Origin of the sequence: Dyadobacter sp. 676 (genome assembly GCF_040448675.1) — a bacterium.
Lineage (GTDB): Bacteria > Bacteroidota > Bacteroidia > Cytophagales > Spirosomataceae > Dyadobacter.
Genome location: NZ_CP159289.1, coordinates 5717928 through 5730351 on the forward strand (window position 1 = coordinate 5717928; position 12424 = coordinate 5730351).

11 protein-coding genes are annotated in these 12424 nt (G+C 54.0%); 5 read left to right on the forward strand and 6 right to left on the reverse strand.

The annotated features are described in order from the left end of the window. Genes ABV298_RS25345 through ABV298_RS25360 form a run of 4 tightly spaced genes read left to right on the forward strand, consistent with a single transcriptional unit; the run spans position 1 to position 2559 of the window. Positions 1-300 carry an FAD-dependent oxidoreductase gene (locus ABV298_RS25345; RefSeq protein WP_353718923.1) on the forward strand — a complete coding sequence of 100 codons (300 nt, stop codon included), beginning with the start codon at positions 1-3 and terminating at the stop codon, positions 298-300. 20 nt (positions 301-320) lie between these two features. Next, positions 321-1382, forward strand: a complete 1062-nt coding sequence (locus ABV298_RS25350; RefSeq protein WP_353718924.1) for an FAD-dependent oxidoreductase — start codon at positions 321-323, stop codon at positions 1380-1382. 3 nt (positions 1383-1385) lie between these two features. Beyond that, complete coding sequence (locus ABV298_RS25355) at positions 1386-2048, forward strand: hypothetical protein (protein ID WP_353718925.1); 663 nt, start codon at positions 1386-1388, stop codon at positions 2046-2048. A gap of 49 nt (positions 2049-2097) precedes the next feature. Next, positions 2098-2559, forward strand: coding sequence for a hypothetical protein (locus tag ABV298_RS25360; protein WP_353718926.1), 462 nt, complete (start codon positions 2098-2100; stop codon positions 2557-2559). Positions 2560-2645: 86 nt separating this feature from the next. On the opposite strand, the gene ABV298_RS25365 is transcribed toward ABV298_RS25360, so the two are convergent. Beyond that, complete coding sequence (locus ABV298_RS25365) at positions 2646-3401, reverse strand: SDR family oxidoreductase (RefSeq protein ID WP_353718927.1); 756 nt, start codon at positions 3399-3401, stop codon at positions 2646-2648. A 79-nt stretch (positions 3402-3480) separates the two neighbouring features. Then, positions 3481-3867 carry a helix-turn-helix transcriptional regulator gene (locus tag ABV298_RS25370; RefSeq protein ID WP_353718928.1) on the reverse strand — a complete coding sequence of 129 codons (387 nt, stop codon included), beginning with the start codon at positions 3865-3867 and terminating at the stop codon, positions 3481-3483. Between the two features lie 221 nt (positions 3868-4088). Between ABV298_RS25370 and ABV298_RS25375 the strand changes: the two genes are divergently transcribed. Then, positions 4089-6491 carry an ABC transporter permease gene (locus ABV298_RS25375; RefSeq protein WP_353718929.1) on the forward strand — a complete coding sequence of 801 codons (2403 nt, stop codon included), beginning with the start codon at positions 4089-4091 and terminating at the stop codon, positions 6489-6491. A gap of 34 nt (positions 6492-6525) precedes the next feature. Here ABV298_RS25375 and ABV298_RS25380 read toward each other — a convergent pair whose 3' ends face one another. The 4 genes from ABV298_RS25380 to ABV298_RS25395 form a co-directional block, all read right to left on the reverse strand. Next, entirely contained in the window at positions 6526-7323 is a 798-nt protein-coding gene (locus tag ABV298_RS25380) for an SDR family NAD(P)-dependent oxidoreductase (protein ID WP_353718930.1), read from the reverse strand. 358 nt (positions 7324-7681) lie between these two features. Continuing rightward, complete coding sequence (locus tag ABV298_RS25385) at positions 7682-9970, reverse strand: hypothetical protein (RefSeq protein WP_353718931.1); 2289 nt, start codon at positions 9968-9970, stop codon at positions 7682-7684. A gap of 129 nt (positions 9971-10099) precedes the next feature. Next, complete coding sequence (locus tag ABV298_RS25390) at positions 10100-10576, reverse strand: hypothetical protein (protein WP_353718932.1); 477 nt, start codon at positions 10574-10576, stop codon at positions 10100-10102. 291 nt (positions 10577-10867) lie between these two features. Next, positions 10868-12415 (reverse strand): hypothetical protein, encoded by a 1548-nt coding sequence (locus ABV298_RS25395; protein ID WP_353718933.1) that lies wholly within the window; start codon positions 12413-12415, stop codon positions 10868-10870. Positions 12416-12424 lie beyond the last annotated feature (9 nt).

A 12424-nucleotide genomic window follows, 5' to 3' on the forward strand; every position in this document is an offset into this window, starting at 1 on the left:
ATGGAAAAATTGAAAAGACGGTCCGCACTGACGGGCCTTGGAGCGCTTTCTTTCGGAATGCTGACGCCTTCTCTCTCAAAGGGCGATGTGCTGGCTAAGCCTTACTCGGTAAAGCAGCAAACGATCACCACCGACATACTGGTCGTCGGCGGCGGCACTGCGGGCGTAGTTGCAGCCATTCAGGCAGGAAGGGCCGGCCGCAAAGTGATACTCGTCGAAAATGGAAGCCAGCTGGGCGGCACCACTACTACGGGCGGTGTGGCCTTCCCGGGGATTTTTTTGCCTGGGGTAAACAGGTAATCAGCGGGATTGGCTGGGAAATGGTGCAGGAGGCCGTCGCGATGAACGACGACACGCTGCCCGACTTCTCCATTCCCCACGGAAGGCACCATCCCAAACATCAGGTACGGCTGAACGGACAGCTGTACGCCCTGCTGATCGAAGAGAAATGTGTGGAGGCCGGCGTGAAAATCCGGTTTTATGAAACGCCGGTCAGCGCTTCTTTTGAAAAAGGCAACTGGACGGTCGATACCATCGGAAAAGGCACCAGCACCCGCATTGTCTGCAACCAACTGATCGATTGCACAGGCAATGCCTATGTCACTTCCATTGCGGGATTTAATGTTTTGCGCGAAGCCGTGATCCAGCCGGGTACGTTGCAGTTTCAGCTTGGGGGCTACGACTTCAAATCGCTTGACCTGAAAACGATCGAGGCGCGCTATCAGGAAGAAATTGCGAAAGGGAACCTGGTCAAAACCGATTTCCGCAACAACATCGTTGGCCTGCTCCGCAGCGGTGGCGACAATATCCAGCACGTGCTCGGTGCCGATTCGACCACCTCCGAAACGCACACGGTGGCTAACCTGAAAGGCCGCAGCTCATTGTTGCAAACTCTGCGGTTCCTGCGGACGCTGCCCGGATGCGAGAAGATCAAACTGGTGGATATGCAAAACGAAACCGCCGTACGCGAAACGTACCGCATCGACGGCCATTACCAGATCACCAAAACCGACTACGTAACCGGTAAAGTGTTCGATGATGCGGTTTCCTATTCCTATTATCCGATCGACGTTCATGACGAAAACGGCGTTGTGCCCGACCACCTTAAGGAAGGTGTAGTCCCGACGGTGCCCCTGCGGGCATTGGTACCCAGGAACAGTCGCAACTTCCTGGTCGCGGGCAGGTGCGTCAGCAGCGACCGTTTGGCTAACTCGGCCCTCAGGGTCCAGGCATCCTGCATGGGTATGGGACAGGCGGCAGGTGCAGCGGCTGTGCTAGCCAATATGCAGAATAAATCGCCTTTGGAAGTCAGCTTGGACGAGCTGCGGAAACTGATTGAGGAACATGGTGGAATTGTGCCCGGCAGAGGCCAAAAAGGCTGATCGATGAAAGTACCGGACATCAACTGGTGGAGAAGTGCCTGGCGCTTTCTGGCTTTCTGCGCGATTGTGCACGGCGCATCGCCGTGTGCCGCCCAGATCCGCTATTTCTGGCCCGCAACCGTACAGGGAATGCAAGGGGATGTCAGGTCCATTCCCTCGGCCGTTGTGGATTCTATTGCCAGCGACACCATCTTTCAGGTTTGGTCCAAAGAGGGTTATCCGCTCCATTATTACAAAAAAATCAGGACGAGCGTGTGTTTCGACAACAAATGCAGGTTGCTGAAATGCACGCTTTACTGGAATGTCACAGGCCGTTACCTGGGTTTCGAACTGGAAAAAGGGGAATATTTGAGCAAAGCCAGGCATAAGCCATTCAAAAGGAAGGAGTATGCCCGCTTGCATGAGATACTGTCCGACCCTTTTTCCCGCCTCTCCGGATTATCGTACGGTGAACTGGCGCCCCGGCCCGGGATAGCGAACGCAAAAAACGGGGTCGACGCCGTAACTTCCGCCACCGCCGCGAGCATCCTCGACGAAGTGGTGGCAGGCGCTGCCTACACGACCTATAAAATGTGGCATGTCGTGAACGGACCTACCCAGGACGAGGTACGTAATCTCACCGTCGAATCACTTTCCCCCCGATCTGATCCTGAAAATTCTCGATAGCCCCGATCCCGGCGATAAAATATGGGCATTGAACCACATCCGCGGATTTGTGAGGCCTAGCCCCCCGCTTCGCCAACGCGTGCTGTCTTTTATCGGCGACGATCAATATAATCTGGCGGAGCGGGCCATTCATTCCCTGGACACCACCGAGCTGGCGGCCGATTCAGTCCAGGACCTGTTGACCGCCAGACTTTCGGAGGGAAGCTATGCAATAAAAAAGCTGATTATCGGAAAGCTGGCACATGCGCCAGGTCTGCATTCCCGAACAGTTACCGGCCTGGTATCCGTCTTGAACGGGACAAATCCGGAACTAACCGGCAATGTCCTTGACCTGTTTGCTTTGCATCGCATCGGAAATATCGACGTCGCCCGCCATGCGGCTTCATTGCTCGCCAAACAGAATGGCTTCGTCGCCCGAAAAGCTTACAACTATCTTCATGGATTGCCGATTCAGGACCCGTACGTTGAGCGTCAGATAAAAATCTATGAAAATAAGCAGGTGAAGGAGTGAAGCCAGGCACGCCGAGCGGGGAGAGAGATTTAAAACAGCCCCACCCGGATTGGTCGCCAACCCGGGTGGGGCGATAAAATGAGTCCTTAACGGGTGGTGTAACCGCCGTTGGCAAAAATGGTTTGCCCGGTAATCCACCAGCCATCGGTGATAAGGAACTCAACCAACGGAGCGATGTCCTTGATGTCGGTCAGACCACCCAGTGCCGCCGCCGACTTATGATACGCTACCGCTTCGGGGCTTTCCTGTCCGTAGAAGAACGGTGTATCCATCGGTCCCGGTGCCACCGCCGTTACGGAAATGCCACGTTCGCCAAACTCTTTCGAAGCCGCGCGGGTGAAATGTTCCACAGGAGCTTTCAAGCCTTCGTAAGTCGAATACAAACCGGTATAGGCAGCTAGCAGCGACGTGACGATGGTGCAGATTTTACCCCTGTCGTTTAGTTTTTTGCCGGCTTCCTGAATAAAGAAATACGCAACTTTGGAGTTGATATCGCTCATACTGTCGTATTCTTCCTCCGTTGTATCGGCGAACTGCTTTTTCAGCACTTTGCCAACCGTATTAATGGCAATGTCGATGCCTCCAAACGTCGCGATGGTTTTATCGAACAGTTTGGTAATGTTTTTAACATCGGTCAGATCGGCTTGAAACAGAAAGGCTTCGGCGCCGGATGCCAGCACATCAGCCAATGTTTGTTCGGCATCGGCCCTGGTGGATTCACTATTATAATGAATAGCAATTCTGGCCCCCTTCGCAGCGAGGTCGCGGCTGAGCAATCCGCCCAGATTTTTAGCTCCTCCGGCAATCAGGACAACTTTTCCTTTAAGATCATTTCGTGACATATCAGGTAATGTTTTGTTTATTGATAGGTCACAAAGGTATCCTGACCCGAAATGGGCATCATGGTGAACTTTTCGGATTCTATATCGCCTGATTATGGTTTTCCCGGTATTTCCCGGGCGTTTGTCCTACGTATTTCTTAAAGAATTTGTTAAAATTCGACGGGTCGTAAGTGAGCATTCTGGCGATTTCAGCGACCGGCAATGCGGTTTCAGTCAGTAATTGCTGACTTTTTTTGATGATCTTATCGATATAGAAATGACAGGGATGCTCACCCTTGGTCTGTTGGATGATGGCGATAAGGTGTTTGTGCGATACGCATAATTCCCGGGCGATGTCGTTCAGTTCCAGCATCTCGGTCGCTTTCCCGGTGACCAGATCGGTCAGGTGCTGGTCCAGCAAGAGAAAATAACGGTCGGTGATCTCTTCTTTCCGGGACGGGGTATTGACGGAATCCAGTGACTTCATATCTACCGTTAGCGGCATTTTACTTTACGTTCAATTACTCCATTTGTGCCGACAAGAATGCGCCTCAGCGGACACAAACTGTCCGGAATCGTACATCGCAGAAGACCAAACAGCCCCATACCGCTTGCAGAGGGGTTTTCGGGTTTATGGTATGATAATTGTGCCGCCAGGTGACATGCAACGTCCGAGCGGATTACTCAGAGCATGATAATCGACAAAATATGCTGTTAAACTACCTTAAAATCGCCTGGCGCAACCTGCGCAAAAACCGGGCATATGCAGCCATCAACATAACCGGACTGGCACTTGGAATCGGCTGTGCATTGCTGATTTTCGCGCTTGTCCGCTTTCATTATCAGACGGATCGACATCACCGGAACTATGAGCGGATATACCAGTTCGCTTCCAGGTTCACCTCGCCGGCCGACGAATTCAATTTTACGGGCGTTCCCTACGCGTTCGGCCAGGCGGTGCGCACCGACCACCCCGAAATTGAAGTTGTGGCCATGCTGGACGAATGGTATTCGCCGCTGGTAGCAGTGCCCGTTCCCAACCAGGCAGATAAGAAGATCAAGGATAAAAGCCACGAGGGTGCGTTTGTAGAACCGGCCTTTTTCCGCATTTTCGATTACACCTGGCTTTCCGGCGGGCCGGATGGTCTCAATCAGCCCGGTACCGTCGTTATGAGCGCCGAAATGGCCCGGAAATGTTTCGGTACAACAACCAATGTGATCGGCCGGGTGATCAGGCTAGATGCCCGCATTCCCGCCCGTGTCGTAGGCGTCTTCGCCGATTACCGTGACGATACCGATCTCGACTATTCGATCATGGCCTCATGGGCTTCATTAAAAGACCAGCTTAATACGCGTCCGGAAGACGAATCTTTTGAAAATACCAATGGCAGCACGCACTGCTACGCGCTGTTCGGCGACCGCTTCACGGCCGCGGACTGGAAGAGGCAGCTGCCATCGTTCGTAAAGAAATACAATCCCGAAAAAATCAGGGAAACATCCTATCCGGCTATTCCCTTCGGCAATATGCATCTGTCGCCCGAATATGGGGGTGTCAGCCGGGGGCTACTGCTATCGCTGATATTGATCGGCGTGCTGCTGATCGGCACGGCGAGCATTAATTTTGTGAACCTGGCCACGGCCCAGGCGCTCAACAGGGCGCGGGAGGTAGGGGTAAGGAAGGTGCTGGGCAGTACCAAAACGCAGCTATTCTGGCAATTTATGGGCGAAACGACGCTCATCGTATTCGCGGCCCTGGCTTTGGCAATAGGGATATTCCGATATGGCGAAACCCTGGCGCACATCTACCTGCACGGTACTTTCCGTTTTACATTCTACTTTTCGCCGTCGGTGGTGGCGTGGCTGGCTTTGCTGGTAATGGCGGTAATCCTGCTGGCGGGCCTGTACCCGGCGTTGATCGTGGCGGGTTTCCGGCCGGTGGTGGCGCTGGCGGGGCGGCTCACTACACAGCAGGCCGGCGGCTTTTCCCTCAGGCGGGGGCTGGTTGTGGCGCAATTCGCAATTTCGCAAACCCTGATTATCGGGCTGATAGTAATCTCCAACCAGCTTTCTTATGTCCGTACCAAGGACCTGGGTTTCCGCAAGGACGCCATTCTGACCGTGCGCTTGCCGAATCTGCCCTCGCAGGACCTTAGTAAAATGCGGACCTTCCGTAACCTGGCTACCGCCGTGCCGGATATTAGCAAGTTCAGCTACTCTATGAGCGGGCCTCCCCAATCCGGCTCTACCAGCCAGACCAAGGTCAGGTTCGATACCCGAACGGACGAGGAACCCTATTCACCGCAGCAGGCCTGGGTCGACGCCGGTTATGTGGGCTTGTATGGCCTGAAACTGGTTGCGGGGCGTAACCTCCAACCGTCGGATACCGCCCGCGAGGCGCTCATCAACGAGACCTTCATGCGCCAGCTTGGCTTCAACCGGCCCGAGGAAGTGCTCGGCAAGTTCCTGCACAAGCGAACGGTGTCTATGGAAATCGTAGGTGTTTTAAAGGATTACAACCAGCTGGACCTCCGGCAGAAAATCCGGCCGATGTTCCTGTCGACGGTCGCCAGCGGATACTACTCGGCCAACATCCAGCTTGCTTCCTCCAACTACGGCCGGGCGCTGAAACAGTTGGAAAAAGCCTATAACCAGGTATATGCCGATGATATCTTCGACCCCGAATTTGTGGACGACCAGATTCAGATGGCCTACCAGCAGGAGCAAACTATGGGCAGGCTGATCAACTTTTTCACCGGGATAGCCCTGCTAATCGGCTGCATGGGGCTGTACGGGCTCGTGTTGTTCATGGTGGTACGGCGGACGAAAGAAGTGGGCGTTCGAAAGGTACTCGGCGCGAGCGTGGGCAGTATTTTGTGGCTGTTCAGCAGGGAGTTCATCCAGTTAATCGGCATTGCATTCGTGTTGTCGACGCCAGTAGCCTGGTGGGTGATGAGCGGGTGGCTGCGGAATTTTGAATACAAAATATCGCTCAGCCCGTCCATTTTCCTGTTGGCATGCCTCACCACGGTCATCGCCGCGTTAGCAACGGTGAGCTATCAGAGCGTTAAAGCGGCAATGACGAACCCGGTGAAATCGTTGCGGAGCGAATAATGTCCTTCGCGGGGCCTATCAATGGAATCGCTGTTTACAGGCTCCTCATCGTTCCGCCATCCACACGGATGATCGCTCCGCTAATGTAATCCGCTAACGGGCTGGTTAGATAGGCAACCGCTCCGGCGATCTCTTCGGGCCGGCCAAACCTGCCGGTATCATTCGGTATCAGGTCTTTTACCGCCTTTCGCTTAATTTCTTCCAGATCGTTACCCCACCCAAACTTCGGTGCGGCGCCGACGAGCCATTCCTCTACCATCGGATTTATAATCGCGCCGGGAGAAACGACATTGCATGTGATGCCGGTCTCCCGGAGTTGCCTGGCGAGGGACACGGACAAGTTATGGCGTGCAGCCAGTGTCGCATTATAATGGGGTTGTTCCTTAATCGGCTGTATGGCAAGCCCGCCACCGATGTTGATGACCCGGCCCCAGCCCAGTTCCTTCATTTGGGGCACAATGCGCCGGATCATCCGCACATAGGAGACGACATTGGCGTTATACAGTTCCATCCAGTCGTCGGCTGCCGCATCCGACCAGTTTTTATGGCTCGTCGCACCGGCATTATTTACCAGAATATCGATTGCACCGCCTGCCAGCGCGGCCGCAGTTACGGCATCAGCGCCGGCATCGCTGGCAAGGTCGCCGAGCGCTACTTCGGCCTGCCCGCCCGCTTCCCTGATTGCCTCCGCTACCTGTTGGGCCCGTTCCGCATTCCGGCCATGCACAATCACCTCAGCCCCTTCCGATGCAAGCATCCGGGCGATTACCTCACCCAATCCGGAACTGGCGCCCGTCACCAGGGCGCGTTTCCCTTTCAATTGTAAATCCATTTTTGGTTTTTGTTTTAATTAATCAATCGTAATGGCAAATAGGCCTGCCTTTTGCCGGCGCGCTTCCCGAGTGCCTTTTCTGGCTAAGGAGAGGTGCGGGATATCATCGAAGGCGAATGTCCGACAGCCTTTTTCTTCGATCGGAAGTACAAATTTCGCTGGTTGGCGGGCCCGCCGTTTTGTCGGAAAGCTCAATATGCTTTGTTGAAAAGTTCAGCGGATATACGCGGCACGACAAACCCCATTTAAATGGAGATGCGGAAAAGTGTTTCCCCAAAAACGGGACGGCAACGTCAGAAAAAACTCTCCGGTTCTCCTGACCTGCCGTCCCGTTCGGTGAATGATTGGGTGAGCTGGTTTATTTTAAAGCCGCGGCTCGTTTAAGTACACAAAACGTCTTGCCGTTTTTGCCGTGCGGGTCGGTTTTGTAAAGTTGCCAGGTATCCTTGTCGAGCTCTTCCAGGTGAAACTGGTTTTTCGGATCGGCGAGCAGTTTTTTCACCCACCTGGGGAATGCATCGGCTGCCCGGGCATTTTCCCACGTCCTGATGGCTTTGAAAATCGCATATTTCTCCGTGCAGGCCTCCACCTGTTTTTGATTGAGTTGAAGGCTGTAAGTAGTGCCCGTACCTACCGAAATGGCCTGGACATGTTCGTATTGGGCCACCGTCGAGCCTGCCCGGATGGGAAAGTTGTTGCCCATCCCGGATGGGAAGAAGTTGGCGTAGGTTACGTCCCTGAGGTCCTTGCCTTGGCTTGTAGTGCTGCCCCATTCCCGTCTTGCGATATCGTACAGGTTGCCGCCGCCGCCCACGTTCCAGACGCTCTGGTAATGCCAGGAGCCTTCCGAGAGCGTCGATCCGGTGAAGCGGATGTACGGGACACCGAGCTCCCCGGCTTTTTCAAACATTTTGCGGAAAAAGCGTTTGACCGCATAATAGCCATGGCCGTTGTTGAACAGAAATTCCTGGCCGTCGAAGTCGTAGTATGCCAGGCCATTGATCTTGCAAACGGACGCATAATACCCGGCGATCTCGTCCTGCAACTGCATGTTGGGGATCAGCCCGTCGTAACCGTAGTTGATGGTCACCTGCAGCTTGTAAATGGTGTCCCCGGCGGCATGGGCAGCCGTCGCCGTTTTCCAATAGCCACGCCTGACGTTCAGCAGGCGGTAGGGCGCCTTTTTCGACACCCCCAGGTAATGAATAAGCTCCTTACCGATCTTGATCATATTCAGGTTCTTGCAATGTCCTTCCCAGCTTGCTATCTCATCCAGGTACTGCGGGTCATTCACAAATATCAGGGTGTCGGTGGGGCCTATGCTTTTTGTCAGGATGCGTTTTTGCTGGTAACAAAGGCTATCGCTCGGCATCGGGCTCGCATCCTGGGTGCCGGGCGCGAGCGCGGTAGTGATGGTCGGCCGGCCGATGATAATGCCCAGCCGCGCTGCCATTTCGGCCAGCTCCTTGTGCGATTTGTTACCGGAAGCCATTTTTAAAGGCTTTTTCTCGAAATTCCTCCCGTCGATATACCCTCCGTTACGCCGGTCGGCGCGGATGAACCCCTGATCGTACAGGCTGATCGCCTTGAAACCGAGCTGGTGCGTATAGGACACGATGCTGTCGTACACGCCGCCAACCGCGAATGCGTCGGGCATATAGGCGGCCGGGTCCTTAACCCATTTGCCGTTGAAAGTGGGGTACGGGAGCCCTTCCGCCTGCACGATACTCCGGATCACGTCCAGCAGCGCGGTGCTGTCGGGACTGCCCCAAAGCGCCACCGCAGAGCCCTCGTAGCCGATGCCCGGCAGCGGCTGTACTTCCAGGTGGTTGGGGCTGTTGACCTCCATATGGGGTATCAGGGAAAAAAGGACCGTGCGCTTCGGGGCCCGGTCCCTCGAATTATACGCGATGGATATCCTGCCCTGATCGTCGATCTGAGCCGCATTGCCGTACATTATTCGATAATAAGGTTCTTTGTGTGCGTAAAAAGCGACATCGTGGATGCCGTCGCCACCGATCGAAAAAACCTGCCCTTCGCGCAGGTGCGGCGGAAGGGGAAAGCGTTGCTTATCGGGCGTATGGATCATGTACTGGAAAGGGGCCGCATCGCCAACGGTTTCGGAGGTGCCGCCAAGGGTGTTGTCGTTGAGCGCCAGCATACCAATGGCATAATTAACCGCCTCGCTGGTGTCGCGGGCCACACCGATGATTTCGCCGAGAAGATTGGTGATATTGGTATGGTAGGCTCCCCATTGGATATTGTCGATGCCGTTGCGGGGTTTTAACGACAATAACTTCAACTTAAAGTATTTCGGATAACTGGTTAGTGAAACCGTAGCCACCGATCCGTTGGGGTACCGCAGCGTAAATGTGTGTTTGCCTTTATTGTAAGTGGCCCTGGTCGGCTGGTAATATCGCTGCTTTTTACTGTCGTACAGCGATAGCAGCGGTGACGGCTTGTCGGCGGGGCTGAATTCGCGCTGGTGCGTTTTTCCCGTCACGTTCTTCATACTTGTGATCCATCCCCTGGCATCGATGCGGATTTTGAAATACCTGGTACTGAAATCTTGCTGCGCACAAGCATACGATGCCAGAAAAGCGGCAACGGTGGTTAAGGTAAATGTTTTGAAAAACCGAAATCGCATATTGTCGATAATTACGGAAAACCAGGTTTTCGGAGTTTTTGTCAAAGCGATAATACCCATTCGCCGGGCCGGGATCATCGCCCTTCAAACTTACGCTATTTATTTTAATGGGTTGAAAGTCCTGTTCTATTAAGTCCAGTTTTCAATGGGGAAATCCAGCTCGATGCTTTCACTTTGTTGCAGCGCCTTCCAGTTTTCTGTCAGTTCGCGGTATTGAACGGCCAGCCGGGCTACATCGGTGCGGTCGAGGGCAGGCCGGTAGTCGATCGAATACCGGCTCAATTCGTCGGATACCATTGCCATAAACTGATCGGCGCTGCCGGCGCCGGAACCGACCGCCTGTAACGCCCTTGTCAGGATTTCAGCGATGGTCGATTCGGCATTCAAAGTCATAATTACCTCTTTGCTCGACAATTCCCTCACGCTGTACCCGTGGTAAATATTGCCGTAAAAACCATGTTTGAGCATCAAATGCCGCTCTATCAAAAAATGGGCAATGTCGTGAAATGGCAGTTGGGGACCGAGGTCGGCCATTTCGACGCTACCGTCAACGCGTGTACAAACCAGCAGATTCCGGTCGCCTTTTTTTACAATTTTAATTTTCATGGTATTCTCTCGGGGCTTTGAGACAACTTTGGATAGTTCGAACCCGCCGGCATACCTGTTAAAGGCTGCGGGCCATCAATTTATTATTTTCAAACTTAAACCTATCGAAGAGGCCTGAACTTTGTGGGGAGAATACGGTGGCTGTTGTCATTTGGTAATCACGGAAAGCGGCGCGGAAGACGGTCTTTCAAAACAAACACTCTCTCTCCGTTGATTGTCCCGACGTGCTGATAGCGTTCCGAAATAAAGCGGGAAATACCCGGGATATGCTCATGACCATACCGGGCCGGATTATCGAACCAGAAGGACCGACTGGTGATCTGGTCGACGATAACGGCCGGGACGTTCTTTTGCATATCCTGCAAATATCTTCGACGGTGATTCTCCTGTCGGGGGGCCTTCCGTCAGGACCCGAAACGGAATTACGTCGGCTGTGCCCTGCGATAGCCGTGTTTCCAGGTGATATGCCGGGTGCCATCCCCATACGGTGAGCAGATCACCTGGCCGTGCGAAGCGGAGAACGGTTCTGGCTACCGGGGATACGGATATTGGCTTTCCAAGATCCGCCACGCTGATTCGGGTTCCTGAAACGGAGCCCCGGGCAGTTACGGTTGCCCATTTCGAAACGAGGTGGGGGAGGAAGCATACTAGCATCCACGCCGGTAAGGCTGTATTGGGCAGCCGCCGGTCCGGGGAAAGCGGGCCCAATGCGATCTCTGCCAGGCTACCGGCAAATATGGACAATGGGATAATCAGGAATTGCTGGTAGTGCGGGAACAGGTAACCGGATTTTACGACCACATAAAACGCAGTCGCTACATGGCATAACCCGAACCAGAAAAGCAAGCCGGGCGACCGGAGCGGGGTTCGGGTCCGTATCGATTGCACGACTGCGCACAATGTCAATGCCAGGTTGCAGGCGAAAAAATAAAGGAACTGTCCCGACTGACGCAGAAACCGGGGGTACCGCATTGCCTTAACCCATATCGATCCCCCGCTTGAATATTCCATATTGCCAATGATGTAGAATTGCCAGAAATTGTCCAGCACCCCGTAGCGGATAGTAAAGCCGAGCACGAGCATTGGAAAAAGCATGCCCGCCGCCACAAAGCAGGCCAGCATTTTAACCTTGTCGGGGCTCCTGTGGTAAATAATTACGGCCGCGAAAACGACGATCACCAGCGCCGTGGGAGCACCCTGCAATTTGGCGAACGGGACCATTCCGGCCAGGAACCCGAGTAACGACACCTCCCTGATTTGCGGCCGGGGCCGGCGATAAAGTGTTGAAAAAAGCCGGAAACATAGCGCAAGCAGGAACAATACCAGATACTCGTTGTATAGCGTCGAAAAAGCTCCCTGACTGAGCAGGTAAAAAAAGGCGACGGGCGTGAATGCCGCCAATGCCACTGTTTTTCGGAACAGGTCCCTCAGCCCCAGGAAGGTGGCCGACAGCGTAAAAAACAGCATTACAACTCCCAGCGACCGGCCTGCTGTATAGTCGAAAGGCAGACCCAGCCAGGACGGTACAATCAGGGCGTAGCTCGTGAGCGGCCCCTGGGTCAGGCCATCGACGAACTTCCAGTGTACCCAAAACCGTTTCAGGCCCATGGCTTGCGCCAGCATTTGGCTTTCATCGATATCCAGCTCATGGTTATACGTTATGAAGGGCAGCCGCATAAAAAGCAGGAGCCCGCAGAACACGACCACCCAATAACCATTTACCGGCAGCCGGCTATCCGGGCCCGTTAATGCTGCATTATAGTAGAATGCGGCTGCTACCCATACGAGACCAAAGCCGATCCAGGTATAATTCGTGAGCCAATTGTCAAAAGTGAGCATAAAAAGCCA

Coding starts and splice junctions, on each gene's coding strand:
- ABV298_RS25370 (WP_353718928.1), bottom strand. CDS start 3,867: ATGAAGTCACTGGATTCCGTCAATACCCCGTCCCGGAAAGAAGAGATC.
- ABV298_RS25355 (WP_353718925.1), top strand. CDS start 1,386: ATGAAAGTACCGGACATCAACTGGTGGAGAAGTGCCTGGCGCTTTCTG.
- ABV298_RS25345 (WP_353718923.1), top strand. CDS start 1: ATGGAAAAATTGAAAAGACGGTCCGCACTGACGGGCCTTGGAGCGCTT.
- ABV298_RS25350 (WP_353718924.1), top strand. CDS start 321: ATGGTGCAGGAGGCCGTCGCGATGAACGACGACACGCTGCCCGACTTC.
- ABV298_RS25395 (WP_353718933.1), bottom strand. CDS start 12,415: ATGCTCACTTTTGACAATTGGCTCACGAATTATACCTGGATCGGCTTT.
- ABV298_RS25380 (WP_353718930.1), bottom strand. CDS start 7,323: ATGGATTTACAATTGAAAGGGAAACGCGCCCTGGTGACGGGCGCCAGT.
- ABV298_RS25385 (WP_353718931.1), bottom strand. CDS start 9,970: ATGCGATTTCGGTTTTTCAAAACATTTACCTTAACCACCGTTGCCGCT.
- ABV298_RS25375 (WP_353718929.1), top strand. CDS start 4,089: ATGCTGTTAAACTACCTTAAAATCGCCTGGCGCAACCTGCGCAAAAAC.
- ABV298_RS25365 (WP_353718927.1), bottom strand. CDS start 3,401: ATGTCACGAAATGATCTTAAAGGAAAAGTTGTCCTGATTGCCGGAGGA.
- ABV298_RS25390 (WP_353718932.1), bottom strand. CDS start 10,576: ATGAAAATTAAAATTGTAAAAAAAGGCGACCGGAATCTGCTGGTTTGT.